General features: G+C 76.6%; 12 protein-coding genes. All 12 read left to right on the top strand.

Annotation, left to right across the window (positions count from 1 at the left end; all coding sequences use genetic code 11):
* Positions 1-45 precede the first annotated feature (45 nt).
* The 12 genes from DSM104329_RS17025 (at position 46) to DSM104329_RS16970 (ending at position 16,204) form a co-directional block, all read left to right on the top strand.
* Positions 46-1,119 (top strand): alpha/beta hydrolase, encoded by a 1,074-nt coding sequence (locus tag DSM104329_RS17025; RefSeq protein WP_259311046.1) that lies wholly within the window; start codon positions 46-48, stop codon positions 1,117-1,119.
* A 28-nt stretch (positions 1,120-1,147) separates the two neighbouring features.
* The gene (locus DSM104329_RS17020) at positions 1,148-2,152 is read left to right on the top strand and encodes an inorganic phosphate transporter (RefSeq protein WP_259311045.1); all 1,005 of its coding nucleotides are present in this window, start codon (positions 1,148-1,150) and stop codon (positions 2,150-2,152) included.
* Complete coding sequence (locus DSM104329_RS17015; RefSeq protein WP_259311044.1) at positions 2,149-2,763, top strand: DUF47 domain-containing protein; 615 nt, start codon at positions 2,149-2,151, stop codon at positions 2,761-2,763. The genes DSM104329_RS17020 and DSM104329_RS17015 overlap by 4 nt, the downstream gene beginning before the upstream one ends.
* Positions 2,764-2,857: 94 nt before the next feature.
* On the top strand, positions 2,858-4,120 hold the full coding sequence (locus DSM104329_RS17010) for an NAD(P)/FAD-dependent oxidoreductase (RefSeq protein WP_259311043.1): 1,263 nt from the start codon (positions 2,858-2,860) through the stop codon (positions 4,118-4,120).
* A gap of 9 nt (positions 4,121-4,129) precedes the next feature.
* Positions 4,130-5,500, top strand: a complete 1,371-nt coding sequence (locus tag DSM104329_RS17005) for an FAD-dependent oxidoreductase (protein ID WP_259311042.1) — start codon at positions 4,130-4,132, stop codon at positions 5,498-5,500.
* Positions 5,497-7,047, top strand: coding sequence for an AAA family ATPase (locus DSM104329_RS17000; protein ID WP_259311041.1), 1,551 nt, complete (start codon positions 5,497-5,499; stop codon positions 7,045-7,047). The genes DSM104329_RS17005 and DSM104329_RS17000 overlap by 4 nt, the downstream gene beginning before the upstream one ends.
* Positions 7,048-7,265: 218 nt before the next feature.
* Positions 7,266-8,060 (top strand): ABC transporter ATP-binding protein, encoded by a 795-nt coding sequence (locus tag DSM104329_RS16995; RefSeq protein ID WP_259311040.1) that lies wholly within the window; start codon positions 7,266-7,268, stop codon positions 8,058-8,060.
* Positions 8,061-8,071: 11 nt separating this feature from the next.
* The gene (locus DSM104329_RS16990; protein WP_259311039.1) at positions 8,072-10,645 is read left to right on the top strand and encodes an ABC transporter permease; all 2,574 of its coding nucleotides are present in this window, start codon (positions 8,072-8,074) and stop codon (positions 10,643-10,645) included.
* Positions 10,642-11,718 (top strand): lysylphosphatidylglycerol synthase transmembrane domain-containing protein, encoded by a 1,077-nt coding sequence (locus DSM104329_RS16985; RefSeq protein ID WP_259311038.1) that lies wholly within the window; start codon positions 10,642-10,644, stop codon positions 11,716-11,718. Before DSM104329_RS16990 ends, DSM104329_RS16985 begins: the two co-directional genes overlap by 4 nt.
* A complete protein-coding gene (locus DSM104329_RS16980) occupies positions 11,715-12,164 on the top strand; it encodes a universal stress protein (protein WP_259311037.1) in 450 nt (149 codons plus the stop codon). The genes DSM104329_RS16985 and DSM104329_RS16980 overlap by 4 nt, the downstream gene beginning before the upstream one ends.
* Positions 12,165-12,212: 48 nt before the next feature.
* A complete protein-coding gene (locus DSM104329_RS16975; RefSeq protein WP_259311036.1) occupies positions 12,213-13,397 on the top strand; it encodes an FAD-dependent oxidoreductase in 1,185 nt (394 codons plus the stop codon).
* Positions 13,398-13,468: 71 nt separating this feature from the next.
* Positions 13,469-16,204, top strand: a complete 2,736-nt coding sequence (locus DSM104329_RS16970; protein WP_259311035.1) for a bifunctional acetate--CoA ligase family protein/GNAT family N-acetyltransferase — start codon at positions 13,469-13,471, stop codon at positions 16,202-16,204.
* Positions 16,205-16,206: the final 2 nt, after the last annotated feature.

Genomic DNA, 16,206 nt, shown 5'->3' with positions numbered 1-16,206 from the left:
GCCGCCCCGGATGGCGCGGCGCCCACCGCCGCCTACCGTCCGCTCATGCTCGTCCCCGCCACGACCGCGACCGCGCGGCTGCCGCGCGCGGCCCGCGCCGCGCTCGCCGGCGTCCTCGGACTCGTCGCCCTGGCGGCGGGCGGCGCCGTGTTCCTCGCGCACGCGATCCTCACCGGCGTGCGGCCCGTGGACGTGCTGGGCATCCTGCTCATCCCCGTGGGCGTCGCGCTGCTCGCCGTCGCCGCGACGACGGCCCTGCGCGGCCGGCGGCGGTGGGTGCAGATCGTCTCGGTCGTCGTGGCCGTCGCCGTGGTGGCGCAGTGGTGGCTCGTGCCGGTCATCAACGCCGGCCTGGCGACGAACGCGCCGCGCGAGCAGGTCGCGAGCGCCGCGACGCTCGGCCTGCCGGGCGCCCGCGACGTGGCGTTCACGGCGTCCGACGGCGTGCGCCTCGCCGGCTGGTACGTGCCGGGACGCCACGGGACCGCGGTCGTCCTGGCCCACGGATCCCACGACGACCGCTCCGACACGCTGGTCCATCTGCGGCTCCTGGCCCGCGCCGGCTACGGCGTGCTCGCCTACGACGCCCGCGGCCACGGCGAGAGCGCGGGCGCCACGAACGCGCTCGGCTGGCAGGGCCGTGAGGACGTCGCCGGCGCCGCCGCGTTCCTGCGCCGGCAGCCCGGTGTCGAGCGGGTTGCGATGCTCGGCCTGTCGATGGGGGCGGAGGAGGCCCTGCGGGCCGCAGCCGGCGGCGTGCCGCTCGCGGCGGTCGTCGCCGACGGAGCCGGGGCCTCGACCTCCGGCGACCAGCGGCTCGTCGAGGGCGGCCCGCTGCCCGCGTCGGTCACCTGGGTGACGATGCGCGGCGTCGAGCTGCTCGGCGGCGGTGACGAGCCGGCGGCGCTGGCGGACGTCGCGGGGCGCATCGGCGCGCCGGTCCTGCTCATCGCCTCCGGTGCGAGGCACGAGCGCGAGATCGACGCCCGGCTGCGCGAGCGCATCGGCCCGCGGGCCGTGCTGTGGTCCGTGCCCGACGCGGCCCACACGAAGGCCGTCGAGCGCCACCCCGCCGCCTACGCCGCGCGGGTGCTCGGCTTCCTACGGGCGACGACGTAGCCGGCGCGCCGTCGGGGATGATCGCCGGATGGGCCTCGAGCTGGCGATCGCGTTCGCCATCGCCTTCGCCGTCACGAACGGGTTCCACGACGCCGCCAACGCGATCGCGGCGCTCGTGGCGACCCGCGGCGCGCGGCCGGGGCCGGCCATCGCGTTCTCGGCCGTCTTCAACATGGCCGGCGCGCTGCTCGTCGGCAGCGCCGTGGCCGACACGATCGCCGGGATCGTCGACGTGTCGCCCGACGACGCGGTCGCGGTGATCGGCGCGGGCGTCCTGGCGGCGACCATGTGGAACGTCGCGACGTGGTGGCTGGGGCTGCCGTCGAGCTCGGTGCACGCTCTCGTCGGCGGGCTCGTGGGGGCGGCGCTCGTGGAGGGCGGGACGGGCGCGGTGCACTGGGGCGGCCTGGACGGCTGGCGCCCGGTCGGCGTCGTCGGCGTCCTGATCGCGCTGACCGTCTCGCCGGTGATCGGGCTGGCCGCGGGCGCCGCGCTCGTGCGCGCCAACCGGCGGGTCCTGCGCTCCGCCGCCTCCGGCGTCCGCGTGCCGGTGCGGCGGGCGCAGTGGGCGATGGCGGCCGCGCTGTCGTTCGGGCACGGCGCCAACGACGCGCAGAAGGCGATGGGCGTCATCGCCGCGCTCCTGCTGGCGACGGGCCATATCGACACCCTGACCGTCCCGCTCTGGGTGAAGGTCGTCTGCGGCGCGGCGCTGACCGTCGGCACCGCGATGGGCGGGTGGCGGATCGTGCGCACGATCGGCCGGCGGATCATCCGCATGGCGCGGGTCGACGCGCTGGCCACGCAGACCGCGTCGGCCGGCGTGATCCTCGCCGCGTCGGTCGGCGGCGCGCCCGTGTCGACCACCGAGGTCGTCGCCTCGTCGGTCGTCGGCGTGGGGGCCGGCCGGCGCCGCTGGCGCCACGTGCACTGGCAGGTCGTGCGCTCGATCAGCGTGGCGTGGGTGACCACGCTGCCCGCGGCCGCTGCGGCGGGCGCGCTCGTGTTCCTCGTCTGGGAGGCCGTCTCGTGACGCCACACCGCTGGTTCCTGCCCGAGAGCCCCGACGTCGTCGGCATGCTGCGCGAACAGGCCGCCATCACCGTCGAGGGGCTGGCCGAGCTCGTCGCGTGGGCGGCCGGCGACGAGGAGGCGGCGGCGCGCCTGCGGGCGTGCGAGCACCGGGCCGACGACCACAAGCGCGAGCTGCGGCGCGCGCTGACCACGGCCTTCCTGACGCCCCTGGAGCCCGAGGACATCTTCGAGCTGTCGCGCGGCCTCGACGAGGTGCTCAACAGCGCGAAGAACACGGTGCGCGAGGCGGAGCTCATGGGCTCGTCGCCGGACGACGCCATGGCCGCCATGGCCCGGCAGCTCGCCGACGGCGCGCGGCAGCTGGAGGCGGCGTTCGCGCGCCTGCGGCCCGAGGAGGCCGACGCGGCGACGACCGCCGCCGACGCGGCGGTGAAGTCAGCGCGGAACCTGGAGCACACCTACCGGGCGGCGATGTCCGCGCTCATCGAGCTCGAGGACCTCCACGTGGTGACCGCGCGCCGCGAGCTGTACCGGCGTTTCGCGCGGACGGGCGACGAGGTCATCGTGGTGGCCGAGCGCGTCTGGTACGCGGTGCTCAAGCAGACCTGACGGACGTCCCCTCCCCGCCGTGCGGCGGACTACGGATCGGCCGGAGGGCCTTGTCCCGATGGCGCCCGGCGCGGCAGTCGCCACCATGAATCTCATGACCGCTGCACGCATCGCCCCGCTTCGCATCGTGATCGCCGGCGGGGGCGTCGCCGCGCTGGAGACCCTCATGGCGCTGCACGACCTGGGTGAGGCGCAGTTCCGCCTCACGCTCGTCGCGCCCCGCGAGGACTTCGTCCTGCGTGCGATGTCCGTCGCCGTCCCGTTCTCCGCCGGACACGTCACGCACGTGTCGCTCGACGAGGCGTGCGCCGAGTTCGGTGCCGAGCGCCGCCGTACGGGCGTCGAGGCCGTCGACGCCGCCGCGCGCCGTGTGCACTGCTCGGACGGCACCGAGCTCGACTACGACGTCCTCGTCCTCGCCACCGGCGCGGTCGGTCGTCCCGCGTACGCGAACGCCCTGACCTTCACCGACGACGACCCCGTCCTCATCGGCGGGCTGCTGCGCGACATCGAGCAGGGCTACTGCCCGTCGCTGGCGCTCGTGGTGCCCCCGAGCGGCTCGTGGTCGCTGCCCGTCTACGAGCTCGCGCTGCTCATCGCGCGCCACGCCTATGAGGCCGGGATGGAGCTGCCGATGCACGTCGTCACGCCCGAGCCGGCGCCGCTCGCGATCTTCGGGCCGCCGGCGAGCGCGGCGGTGACCGAGCTCCTCGAGCAGGCGGGCATCACGGTGCACACCGACTCGTACGCCTCCATCGAACCCGGCGGGCGCATCACGCTGATGCCCGGCGAGCGGCGCTTGCACGTCGCCCGCGTCGTCGCGCTGCCCACCGTCGATGGGCGCGCGATGCCGGGCGTCCCCGCCGACGACCACGGCTTCGTCCCGACCGACGAACACGGGCGCGTGATCGGCTGCGCGGGCGTGTACGCGGTGGGCGACGGAGCGAACTTCCCCGTCAAGCAGGGCGGCCTCGCCGCCCAGCAGGCCGACGCCGCGGCCCGCCACATCGCCGCCGGCGCCGGGGCCCCGGTCGAGCCCGTGCCGTTCCGTCCCGTCATGCGCGGCCTGCTGCTGACCGGATCCGAGCCGCGCTTCATGCGCAACCCGGTCGCCGGGGGCGGCGGCCCGGCGCAGGTGTCCGACGAGACGCTGTGGTGGCCCCCGGCGAAGGTCGTCGGCCACTACCTGGCGCCGTGGCTCGCCCGGCATGCCGCCCTCGCCGGGTCGCCCCGGCCCGGCCGCCACTCCATCGAGGTCGAGGCCGAGCTGCCCACCGAACGCCACCTCCGCCCCCTCACCATCGCGCCGGACGAGGGCCGCGCCGCGCACGCCGTCGGCGCGCCGAAGCGGGCCTAGGATCGGAGCATGCCCCACCCGAGCGTCCACGTCGTGATCGCCGGCGGCGGCGTCGCCGGCCTGGAGACGGTGCTCGCCCTGCGCGATCTCGCCGGCAGGCGGGTCCGCATGACGCTCGTGACGATGGCGAGCCAGACCATCGAGCGGCCGATCACCGTCGCGGAGCCGTTCGACCGGGCGATCGCGCCCACGCGGCATCTCGATGCGATCGCCGCCGACCTGGGCGTCGAGCTCGTCCACGAGCGCCTCGCCGCGGTCCGGCCGCACGAGAACGTCGCCGTGCTGAGCGGCGGCGGGGAGCTGGCCTACGACCGGCTCGTCGTCGCCACCGGGGCGGGGGCGGTCGCGGCGGTCCACGGCGCGCTCACCTTCCACGGCGCCCATGACGTCGACGCCCTCCGGGGCGTGCGCGACGAGCTGCGCTCCGGCGCGGCGCGCTCGGTCGCGTTCGCGCTGGCCTCCGAGTCCGTGTGGCCCGTGCCCCTCTACGAGCTGGCTCTGATGATGGGCGCCGACCTGCGCGGTCACGGCGTCACGGACGCTCCGATCACGATCGTCACGCCGGAGCAGGCGCCGCTGGCCCTGTTCGGCCCCCGCGCCGCCGAGGCCCTCGCGCCGCTGATGGCCGACCGCGGCGTGCGCGTGCACACCGGCGCGCGGCCGGTCGCCGTCGAGTCCGGGCGCCTCGTCCTCGCCGACGGCGCCGACGTCGACGCCGACCGCGTCGTCGCGCTGCCCGTCCCGCACGGCAAGCCGATGAGCGGTCTGCCCACCGACCGCGGCGGGTTCATCCCGGTTGACCGCCACGGGCGGGTCGCGGGCGTCGACGACGTCTACGCCGCCGGCGACGCCATCGCGTTCCCGCTCAAGCAGGGCGGCCTGGCCGCCCAGCAGGCCGACGCCGTCGCCGAGGCCATCGCCGCCTCCGCGGGCGCACCGATCGACCCGCAGCCGTTCAGCAGCGTCATCCGCGGGATGCTGCTCATCGGCGGCGCCCCGCTGTACCTGCGCGCCGAGGTCGGGACGCCGGGCGCGAGCGGGACGGCCGAGCGCATCGGAGGGGCGTCGGTCGCCTCGGGCCAGGCGCTGTGGTGGCCGCCGTCGAAGGTCGCCGCCCGGTACCTCGGCCCGTACCTCGCCACCGCGCGCCCGTCCCTGACCGGCGCCCCGACGCTCGTCGACCGTGCGGAGCCGGCCGCCGCGGCGCTCGGTCACAGCCACGAGCAGGCGCGCGATCTCGCGCTGCTGCTGGCCGACAGCGAGGCGCGTTGGGGGGACTTCGGCGCCGCGGTCCGCGCGCTGGAGGCCGCGCAGGCGCTCGATGGCGTCCTGCCGCCGGCGTACGAGCGCAAGCGCGAACGCTGGCTGGCCGCGCGGTGACGGATGGCTCCGCGCAGCGCCTCGCCGCGACGCTGCCCGGGCCGGTCGACATGCGCGAGACGCACGGCGCGTGGGTGCTGCTCACGGGCGACCGCGCGCTCAAGGTGCGCAAGCCGGTGCGGCTGCCGTACCTCGACTACTCGACGCCCGAGCGGCGCCTGGCCGCCGGCCTGGCCGAGGTGGAGCTCAACGCGCCGCTGGCCCCGGGGATCTATCTCGGCGTCCGTGCCTTGGTCGAGGCGCCCGCGGGCCTCGTGCTCGGCCCCCGCGTCGAGGCGTCCGCGGGCCACGCGCTCGGCCCCCGCGCCGCCGTGCCCGTTCCGGGCGCCGTGGAGTACGCCGTCGAGATGCGGCGCTTCGACGAGGACCGCACGATGGCCGCGCTGTGCGACACGGGGACGCTCACCGTCGATCAGGTCGATGTCGTGGGCGTGCGCATCGCCGCGTTCCATGCCGGCGCCGCGGCGTGCCCGGGCGGCGGCGCCGCGCCGTTCGCCCGCCGCGTCCAGGCGGACGTGGCCGAGATCGCGGACCTGGCGGGCGAGCGGGCGGACGTCGACGCCGGCGCGCTGCGCGCCTTCGCGGACGGGGCGCTGCGCTCCCTCGGCCCGGAGCTCGACCGGCGCGCCGAGGCCGGCCTGCGCCGCGACGGCCACGGCGACCTGCGCGCGGAGCACGTCGTCCTCGACGCCGACGGCCCGCTCCTCGTCGACCGCCTCGAGTTCGATCGCGAGCTGCGCTGCACCGACGTGGCCGCCGACCTCGCCTTCCTGCTCATGGACCTCGAGCTGCACGACGCCCGCTGGGCGGCCGATCGCCTCGTCGCCACGTACGAGCGTGCGCAGGGCGATCCCGGGACGCCGCGGCTGCGAGCCCTCCTCGGCTGGCAGCGTGCGATGGTGCGCGCGAAGATCGCGCTCCTGCGCGAGCGTGAGGAGGAGCTCTCGCGCCTGCTGGCGCTCGCCGACCGGCTGGCCTGGCGCGTGCGCGCTCCCGTGGTGCTGCTCGTCGCCGGGCCGCCGGCCAGCGGCAAGTCGACGCTCGCCGCCCAGCTGGCCGAACGCACGGGTCTGCCGGTCGTCGCCACCGACCCGCTGCGCAAGGCGCTGCACGGCGCCGCGCCGACGGACCGCCTCGGACCCGAGGCCTACACCGAGCAGGCGACCGCGGAGGTCTACGCGGAGGCCGGTCGCCGCGCAGCGCGCATCGCCGCGCAGCACGGTGGGGCGATCGTCGACGCGACGAGCCGGTCGCGCGCGGTGCGCCGGCTGCTGCTGCGGGAGCTGGGCGGTGCCGCGCCGGTCGTCGCCGCGGTCTGCGCCGCGCGGCCCGACGTGGTGCGCGAGCGAGCGCGCCGGCGCCTGGAGGACCCGGGGCGCGTGTCGGACGCCGACCCGGAGGTCGCCGCGCGGCTGGCCGCCGGCTTCGAGCCGCTCGACGGCGACCCCGAGCTCGACCTTGTCGTCCACGTGCGCACCGACGCTCCCGGCGCGGGCGCGCTGGGCGAGCTCGCCGCGGCGCTCGACCGTTGGCCGGGGCAGGGCTGACGCGCCAGGCGGGCGTCCCGGCGACCGCGGCGCTCGACCGTTGGCCGGGGCAGGGCTGACGCGCCAGGCGGGCGTCTCGGCGACCGGCTGCGCGGACGGTGCCGGCTGGCGCCGGCCTGCGCCTCAGCGGTCGCCCACCGCCGCGCTCCGTGGTTTGCCGCGGATCACCACGGCAAAGTCGGGACGATCTCGAAGGCCGGCGCGGCGATGCTCGTGCCATGTCCATGTCGCCGCCGCCCGCCGTCGAGGTCCGTGCGCTCGAGAAGGTCTACGGGACCGGCGCCGCCGCCACCCACGCGCTGGGCGGCGTCGACGCGACGCTCGCCGCCGGCGAGTTCGCCGCGATCATGGGTCCGTCCGGCTCCGGCAAGAGCACGCTGCTGCACATCGTCGGTGCGCTGGAGAGCCCGACGGCCGGCAGCGTCCGGATCGCCGGCCGCGAGCTCGGCGGGCTCGACGACCGCGAGCTGACGCGCCTGCGCCGCGAGCACATCGGCTTCGTCTTTCAGTTCTTCAACCTGCTGCCGTCGCTCAGCGCGCTCGAGAACGTGCTCCTGCCCGCGCTGATCGCCCGCGACCTCACCCGCGAGCGCCGCGCCCGCGCCGGGGACCTGCTGCGCCGAGTCGGCCTGCAGGATCGCGCGGAGCACCGTCCGAGCGAGCTGTCGGGCGGCGAGCAGCAGCGCGTGTCGATCGCCCGCGCCCTGCTCCTGTCGCCCGAGCTGCTGCTCGCCGACGAGCCGACGGGCAACCTCGACTCGCGCGCCGGGGCCCACGTCCTCGCCCTCGTCCGCGAGCTCAGCCGCGACGAGGGCCACACCGTCGCGATGGTGACCCATGATCCGAGCGCGGCGGCGATCGCCGATCGCGTGATCTTCCTGCGCGACGGCCGCGTCGCCGGCGAGGTGGCCGGCGGGTCGACCGAGTCGGTCATCGACTTCTACCGGACGCTGCTGCCCGACGGCGAGGACGCGGCCGTGGCGATCGCCGGCGGCACCGCCGCGGGGGCCTGAGGGGTCCGGTCATGGCGCTGCGGTCGCTCGACCGCCTGGCGCTGCGCCAGATGCGAACCCGCAAGCTGCGCTCGGCGCTGACCGGGCTCGGCGTGGTGCTCGGCGTCGGCATGGTGTTCGGGGTCCTGCTGCTCGTCGGCACGATCCGTCACACCTTCGACACGCTGATCGACTCGGCGTGGGGCAGCAGCGACCTCATCATCACCGCGCAGGCGGGCGGCCAGTTGCCGCAGTCCGCGCTCGCGACGATCCAGGGCACGCACGGCGTCGAGAAGGCCGGGGCCATGGTCGGCGGCGTGTTCGTCCGGGTCGACGCGCACGGCCGGGCGATCCGCTCGCGCAGCGGGCAGATGTGGGTGGCCGGCTTCGACCCGAGCGCGTCGCCCTACGACTTCCACATCGTGCAGGGGCGCTACCAGCGCGCCGGGCCCGAGGTGATCCTGGAGAAGGACTGGGCGTCGAGCCGCGGCCTGGGCCTCGGCGACCGCTTCTCCGTCGCGACGGCCACCGGACGCGCGCAGCTGCGCGTCGTCGGCATCTTCGCGCTGTCGGGCGGCGCATCGTTCGGCGGCCAGGGTCTCGCCGGGATCCCCATCGCGGAGGCGCGGCGCATCATGCACCGGCCGGCCGGCTGGGACCAGATCGCGGTCCGCGCCGGGGACCGCGGCGACGTGGCCGCGCTGCGCCGCACGCTGCAGCGGGCGCTGGGCGCGGGGGCGCAGGTCAAGTCGCCGCAGGAGCTCGGCGACGACGTCGGCCGCCAGCTCGACGCGCTCAACGTCGTCCTCTACTTCTTCTCGGGGGTCGCGCTGTTCGTCGGCGGGTTCCTGATCCTCAACAGCTTCAACATGACCGTGCTGCACCGCATCCGCGAGCTCGGCACGCTGCGCACGCTGGGGGCCACGCGCGGGACCGTCGTGCGCACGGTGCTCGTCGAGGCGCTCGTCGTCGGCGTGGCCGGCACGCTGGTCGGGCTGCTGCTCGGCCTCGGGCTGGCGCTGGCGCTCATCGCCGCCATGCGCGGCTTCGGCCTGCCCGTCGGCGGGCTGTCCGTCGGGGCCGGCGCGCTCATCGCCGCGATCGTCGTCGGCCTGGTCGTGACCCTCGTCGCGGCGATCTGGCCGGCCCGTCGCGCCGGGCGCGTCGAGCCGATCCGCGCGGTGCTCGGCGGACGTGACGTGCAGCGCCGGCCGTCGCCCGTGCGCGCGCTGGCCGGCGTGGCGCTCTTCCTGCCCGGCTGCATCCTCGGCGGGCGCTTCTGGATGGGCGGCGGCAACACCGGCGGGACGCTGTCGGCGCTGCTGGGCATCGCCATGACGATGGGCATGTTCGCCGGCATCGCGATGACGGCGCCCTACACGGTCATGCCGATCCTGCGGCTGCTCGCCGTCCCGCTGCGCCGGCTGTCGCCCACCGGCGGCCGTCTGGCGATCGACTCGGCGACCGGCAACCCGGCGCGCACGGCCGCGACCGCGGCCGCGCTGACCATCGGCCTGTCGGTGTTCGTCGTCAACAGCGTGTTCACGTCGAGCTTCCTCGGCACCGTCCGCGACCAGATCGACCGCGGGTTCGCCCGCGACCTCACGGTCCAGGCGATCGGCGGCGGGCTGGCGACCGGAGAGCAGTACCCGATCGCGCCGTCGCTGCGCGAGCGTCTCGCGCGGCTGCCGGAGGCGGGGGTCGTCACGCCCGTCCGCGCCCGGCTCGTGCACCTGCCCGGGACGCGGACCACCGCGGCCAACGGGCTGGCGGTCGGCGTCGATCCCGCCGAGTACGGCAAGGTGGATCGCTCGGAGATCGGCGGCGCCCCGCGCGCCGACGCGCTCGCGGGGCTCGGCCGCGGCGGGGTCATCGTGGCCGCCGCCTACGCGGACGAGGCGGGACTGCGCGTCGGCGACGTCGTCACGCTGCACAGCGGTGCCGGCGCCACCGTCCGCGCCCCGGTGGTCGGCGAGCTGCGGACCCTGACCGAGTTCGGCGGGATGGTGATGCAGATGTCGCTGGCCACGATGGACCGCGTCTACGGGCCGACTGACGACGTCCAGCTGGCGATCAAGGCGCGCTCGCCGGGCCAGGCGCCGGCGCTGCGCCGGAAGGTCGACGCGATCATCGCGCGCGACCACCCGAACCTCGAGCTGCTCTCGACGACCGAGCTGCGCCAGAAGCTCGACGACCAGGTCAAGCAGCAGTTCGCGCTGTTCAACGGCATCCTCGTGATCGCCGTGCTCGTCTCCCTGCTGGGCGTGGTCAACACGCTGGCGATGTCGGTGATCGAGCGCACGCGCGAGATCGGCGTGCTGCGCGCGCTGGGCTCCTCGCGGTGGCTCGTGCGCTCGAGCCTGGTCGACGAGAGCCTGCTGCTGACGCTCGCCGGGGCCGTCGTCGGGGTACTGTCGGGTCTGGTGATCGGTGTGGCATGGATCGCAGGGCTCGGCGACGTCCTCCCGGGGATCACGTTCCGGTTCCCGGTGGGCGCGACGCTGATCGTGGCCGCCGTGGCGGTGGCCCTCGGGGTGCTGGCCGCGGTGCTGCCCGCGCGCCGGGCCGCCCGCGTCGACGTGATCCGCGCGCTCACCTACGAATGAGCGCTGCGCCCGGCGGCGCGGACGCCCGGTCGCAGCCTCGCATCAGCCGCCGGCGGCTGCTGGTCAGCACGGCCCTCCTCGCCGGTGCCGCCGTCGCCCTGTACCTGCTGCTGCCGCGGCTGGCCGGCCTCGACGACACCTGGGAGCGGGTGCGCAACGGCGATCCGCTGTGGCTCTTCGCCGCTGCGGGCCTCGAGTTCCTCTCGTACGCCGGGTACGTCGTGCTCTTCCGGCGTGTGCTGGCCCGGCCGCCGTCGTGGCTGGGCCTGCGCGAGAGCGTGCTGATCTCGATCGCCGGCGTCGCCGCGACGCGGCTGCTCGCCGCCGGCGGGGCGGGCGGCATCGCGCTGACCGCCTGGGCGCTGCGACGATCAGGGCTGCCGGCTCGCATGGTCGGAGCCCGCATGACCGCGTTCATGGTGATCCTCTACGGGATCTACATGATCGTGCTGGTCGTCGGCGGGTTCGGGCTCTATGTCGGCGTGTTGCCCGGTCCGGCGCCCGCCGGGCTGACGCTCGTGCCAGGGATCTTCGGCGCGGCGGTCATCGTCGTGGCGCTGCTGCTCGCGCTCGTGCCGCACGACCTCGCCTCACGCCACAGCGGCAGACGGGTGCTGCGCTGGGTCGCGATCGGCTCGGCCACCGTCGGCGACGGCGTGCGCGAGGCGCTGGCGCTGGTGCGCACCGGCGAGTGGCGGGCCGTCGCGGCGGCGGTGGCGTGGTGGGGGTTCGACATCGCGGTGCTCTGGGCGTGCCTGCACGCGTTCGGCGGCTCGCCCCCGGTGACCGGCGTGGTCATGGCCTACTTCGTCGGCATGCTGGGCAACCTCCTGCCGCTGCCCGGCGGGATCGGCGGTGTGGACGGCGGGATGATCGCCGCGCTCATCGGCTTCGGCGTGCCCGGCGGCCTGGCCATCGCCGCCGTGCTGTCCTACCGCGCGTTCTCGTTCTGGCTGCCGACCGTGCCGGGCATCCTGGCGTACCTGCGGCTGCTGCGCGACGTGCGCGGGTGGGGGCCGGCCGGCGCGCTGACGCAACAGGGGCCCGAAGCCCTATCGTCCCGCAGCACATGAGCTCGGATTCCCGCACCGCCACGGTCGTCGTCGGCTACGACGGCTCCGCCGCCGCGCGCCGGGCCGTCGCCTACGCGGTCTGGCTGGCCGGCGGCGGACGCATCGTCCTCGTGCACGCGCGAGAGCCGGCGCCGCCGCGGGCGACCTCCCGCTGGCGCGAGCTGCTCGACGCCGACCAGGACGCGGGGCGCCGGGCGATGCTCGACGCCGCTCCCCAGGAGGCGCCGGAGCTGGCCGCCGCCTCGTGGGAGGCCCGGCTGGCCTCGGGCGCGCCGGCGCGCGCGATCGCCGAGGTGGCGCGCGAGGTCGGCGCCGACGCGATCGTCGTCGGCTCGCGCGGGTTCGTCTCGGTGGCCGAGCGGCTGGGAAGCGTGTCGGCCGAGCTGGTCCGCGACGCCGACCGGCCGGTGACGGTCATCCCGCCGGGCGCGGTCGGCATCGGCTGATCGCGCGGCCGGCGTGCACGGCCGGGCGCCGGGGCGTACGGTGAGGGCATGTCTCAGATGCACGTCGTGATCGCGGGCGGCGGCGTGGCCGCCGTCGAAGCGGCGCTCGCCCTGCGCGACCTCGCGGGCGACCGCGTGTCGATGACCCTGGTCAGCCCGCGGCCGGACTTCGTCCTGACGCCGATGGCGGTCGGCGAGCCGTTCTCGGCGGGCCACGCCGGGCGCCGGCACCTCGAGGCGCTGGCCGACGAGATCGGCATCGGCGTCGTCGCCGGCGCGGTGACGCGGGTGCGCCGCGACGACCACACGGTCGAGCTGACCGACGGCTCCGAGCTCGGCTACGACGTGCTGCTGCTGGCGCCGGGCGCGCGGCCCGTCGCCGCGTACGGCCACGTCCACACCTTCGCGGCCGAGGACGACCCGACCGCCCTGTCGGGCCTCATCGCCGACCTCGAGGAGGGCTGGTCGCACAGCGTGGCGTTCGTGGTCCCGCCGGGCGTGACGTGGCCGCTCCCCGCGTACGAGCTGGCGCTGCTGACCGCCCGCGACGTGCGGGCGATGGGGCTCGACGACGTGACGATCACGCTCATCACCCCGGAGACGCGGCCGCTGGACGTGTTCGGAACCGAGGCCAGCGACGCCGTCGCGGGCATCCTCGACGACATGGGGGTCGCGTTCGAGGGCTCGGCGCAGGCCGACGTCCGGGCGGGCGGGCACATCGAGCTCGGCGACGGGCGCACCGTCGACGCGCAGCGGATCGTCGCGCTGGCGGTGCTCGACGGCCCGCGGATCGCGGGGGTGCCGCGAGACGAGAACGGCTTCATCCCGATCGACGGCCACGCGCGGGTGATCGGCGCCGAGGACGTCTACGCGGCGGGCGACGGCACCACGTTCCCCGTCAAGCAGGGCGGCATCGCCACCCAGCAGGCGGACGCCGCCGCCGAGGCCATCGCCGCGCGCGCCGGTGCGCCGGTCACGCCGCAGCCGTTCCGGCCGGTGCTGCGCGGGCAGCTGCTGACCGGCGCGGACTCGCCGTTTCTGCGCCGCGACACGGCCGACCGGCACGGCGAGACCGCCGAGGCGGCGCTCTGGTGGCCGCCGACCAAGGTGGCGGGCCGCTACCTCGGGCCGTGGCTCGTGGAGCGCGAGCCGCGCCGGCAGGGCGCGCCGGCGGAGCGCTCGATCGACATCGAGGTGCCGCTGGAGCACGACGTGCCCGACGCCGCGGGCTGAGGGCGACCCGCAGCCCGGATACGCAGTTCGCCCCGACGACGGCGGCGGTTCGCTGTGCGAGCCTCCCGGCGGTGAGCGAGCGCGTGACCGACGACCTGCGAGCGGTGGACATCCCGCTGCGCGACGGGCGCTCCGTCCGGGTGCGCCCGATCCGCCCCGACGACGAAGGACCGCTGCTCGCGTTCCTGGCGTCGATGGACCCCGACGACCGCTACCTGCGCTTCTTCAGCGGCGGCGTGAACCTGGCGGCGGTGGCCGCGCGGGCGGTCGCCGTCGACGGCCGCGAGCGCTTCGGGCTCGTCGCCGTCGCCGCGGACGACCGCACCATCCTCGGCCACGGCTGCGCCGTGCGCAGCGCGCCCGGCGCCACGGAGGCCGAGGTCGCCTTCGCCGTCGACGAGCGGCTGCGTGGCGAGGGCATCGCCACGGCGATGCTGGCCCATCTCGCGCAGGCGGCCGGCGACGCGGGGGTGCAGTGGCTGACCGCGTTCGTCCTGCCGCGCAACGGCGCGATGATCGACGTGTTCCGCGAGAGCGGGCTGCGCCCGACCGTCTGGGCCGGGCCCGACGAGCTGAACGTGAGGATGCCCGCCGCGCTCGGCGCCGAGGCGCTCGAGGCGTTCGACCGGCGCGACGGCGAGGCCGCGGCCGCGGCCGTGGCGCACGTCCTCGCGCCCGCGTCCGTCGCGGTGATCGGCGCGTCCGACCGGCCCGGCTCGATCGGCGGGGCGGTGCTGCGCAACATCGTCGCCGCCGGGTTCGCCGGCCGGCTGCACGCGGTCAACCCGCGCCGGCCGGCGATCGCGGGGGTCACCGCCGTGGCCGCGCTGCGCGAGATCGCCGAGCCGGTGGAGCTGGCGGTCATCGCGATCCCGGCCCGCGGCGTGGTGCGCGCGGCCGAGGAGTGCGCGCGCCACGGCGTGCGCGCGCTCGTCGTCATCTCCGACGGCTTCGGCGAGGCGGGCGCCGCCGGGCGCCGGCGCCAGCACGCGCTCGTCACCGTCTGCCGGCGCAGCGGCATGCGCCTCGTCGGGCCGAACTGCCTCGGCGTGATGAGCACCGACCCCGCCGTCCGCCTCGACGCGTCGTTCGCCCCGCGCCGCCCGCCGCCCGGCCGCGTCGCGTTCCTGTCGCAGAGCGGTGCGCTGGCGATCGCCGCGGTCGACACCGCGCGCGAGCGCGACCTCGGGCTCTCGTCGTTCGTCTCCGTGGGCGACAAGGCCGACCTGTCGGGCAACGACTTCCTCGCCTACTGGGAGCGCGACCCGCGCACCTCGGTCGTGCTGCTCTACCTCGAGTCGTTCGGCAACCCGCGCAAGTTCGCGCGTGTCGCCCGGCGCGTGGCGCGGGCGAAGCCGATCGTCGTGGTCAAGGGCGGCCGGTCCACCGCGGGACTGCAGGCCGCGGGGTCGCACACCGGCGCGCTGCTGTCGGGCTCGGACGCGACGGTGCAGGCGCTCTTCGAGCAGGCCGGCGTGATCCCGACCGACACGCTCGGCGAGCTGTTCGACGTGGCCACGCTGCTGACCGACCAGCCGCCGCCCGCCGGCCCGCGCGTGGGCATCGTGACGAACGGCGGCGGCCTCGGCATCCTCTGCGCGGACGCGTGCGCCGCCGCCGGGCTCGACGTGGTCGCGCTGCCCTCCCGGCTGCAGCGCCGGCTGCGGCGCGGCGTGGCCCGCGGCGCGGCGCTGCGCAACCCGATCGACCTGCTCGCGGCGGCGACCCCGGAGGACTTCGAGCACGCGATCGCCGCGGTCGGGACGAGCGCCAGCGTCGACGCCGTCATCGCGATCTACGTCCCGCCGATGGTCAGCGACCCGGGCTCGATCGCCGGCGCGATCCGGCGTGGGGCCGGCGCGGCGGACGTCCCGGTCGCGGCGGTGATGGCGATGGCCGACCCGCCGCGTGACCAGCTCGCCGAGGGCGAGATGCGCGTGCCGTCCTTCCGGCTGCCCGAGAACGCCGCGCAGGCGGTGGCCCGGGCCGCGCGGTACGGCGCCTGGCGCGCGCTCGCGCCCGACGTGGAGGACGGCGTCGAGGGCGAGACGGGCAGGGCCGCTGCCGTCATCGCCGGCGCGCTCGCGCGCGGCACACCGGCCAAGGTCGAGTCGAATCGAGAGGGGTGGCTGGATCCCGAGGAGGTCGCGGCCCTGCTCGACGCCTACGGCATCGCGCGGCCGCAGCAGCGGATCGCGAGCAGCGCCCGGCAGGCGGTCCTCGCGGCCCGCGAGATCGGCTTCCCCGTCGCGCTGAAGGCGGTGGCGCCGGGGCTCGTGCACCGCACGGACGCCGGCGCCGTGACCACCGGGCTGGGGAGCGCCGCCGCCGTCGAGCGGGAGGCGGCGGACATGCGCCGCCGGCTCGGGCGCGACGGCCTGCACGCCGGCGGGTTCCTCGTACAGGCGATGGCGCCGCCCGGCGTGGAGATGCTCGTCGGCGTCGTCGCCGACCCGACGTTCGGGCCGGTCGTCGCGTGCGCGGCCGGCGGGACGAGCGCGGAGCTGCTCGGCGACAGCGCGATCCGCCTCACGCCGCTCGGCCGGCGGCGGGCGGGGGAGATGGTCCGCTCGCTGCGCACGTTCCCGCTGCTCGACGGCTACCGCGGCGCACCGCGGTGCGACACGGACGCGCTGGTGGACCTGATCGTGCGCCTCGCCGCGCTGGCCGATGCGCATCCCGAGATCGCCGAGATCGAGTGCAACCCCGTGATGGCCGGTCCGGGCGGGGCGCTGGCCGTCGACGCCCGTGCCCGCGTCCGCCCGGCGCCGCCCCGGCTGCCCGAGCCGGCGCTGCGGCCCGCGTGAGT

Origin of the sequence: Capillimicrobium parvum, assembly GCF_021172045.1 — a bacterium.
Taxonomy (GTDB): domain Bacteria; phylum Actinomycetota; class Thermoleophilia; order Solirubrobacterales; family Solirubrobacteraceae; genus Capillimicrobium; species Capillimicrobium parvum.
Note: the sequence above shows the minus strand (reverse complement) of the source record. Positions and strands in the feature narration are given on the sequence as shown.

Excerpts from the sequence above, each read along its gene's own strand:
- DSM104329_RS17025 (WP_259311046.1), top strand. The coding sequence starts at position 46 with ATGCTCGTCCCCGCCACGACCGCGACCGCGCGGCTGCCGCGCGCGGCC.
- DSM104329_RS17020 (WP_259311045.1), top strand. The coding sequence starts at position 1,148 with ATGGGCCTCGAGCTGGCGATCGCGTTCGCCATCGCCTTCGCCGTCACG.
- DSM104329_RS17010 (WP_259311043.1), top strand. The coding sequence starts at position 2,858 with ATGACCGCTGCACGCATCGCCCCGCTTCGCATCGTGATCGCCGGCGGG.
- DSM104329_RS17005 (WP_259311042.1), top strand. The coding sequence starts at position 4,130 with ATGCCCCACCCGAGCGTCCACGTCGTGATCGCCGGCGGCGGCGTCGCC.
- DSM104329_RS16995 (WP_259311040.1), top strand. The coding sequence starts at position 7,266 with ATGTCCATGTCGCCGCCGCCCGCCGTCGAGGTCCGTGCGCTCGAGAAG.
- DSM104329_RS16990 (WP_259311039.1), top strand. The coding sequence starts at position 8,072 with ATGGCGCTGCGGTCGCTCGACCGCCTGGCGCTGCGCCAGATGCGAACC.
- DSM104329_RS16985 (WP_259311038.1), top strand. The coding sequence starts at position 10,642 with ATGAGCGCTGCGCCCGGCGGCGCGGACGCCCGGTCGCAGCCTCGCATC.
- DSM104329_RS16980 (WP_259311037.1), top strand. The coding sequence starts at position 11,715 with ATGAGCTCGGATTCCCGCACCGCCACGGTCGTCGTCGGCTACGACGGC.
- DSM104329_RS16975 (WP_259311036.1), top strand. The coding sequence starts at position 12,213 with ATGTCTCAGATGCACGTCGTGATCGCGGGCGGCGGCGTGGCCGCCGTC.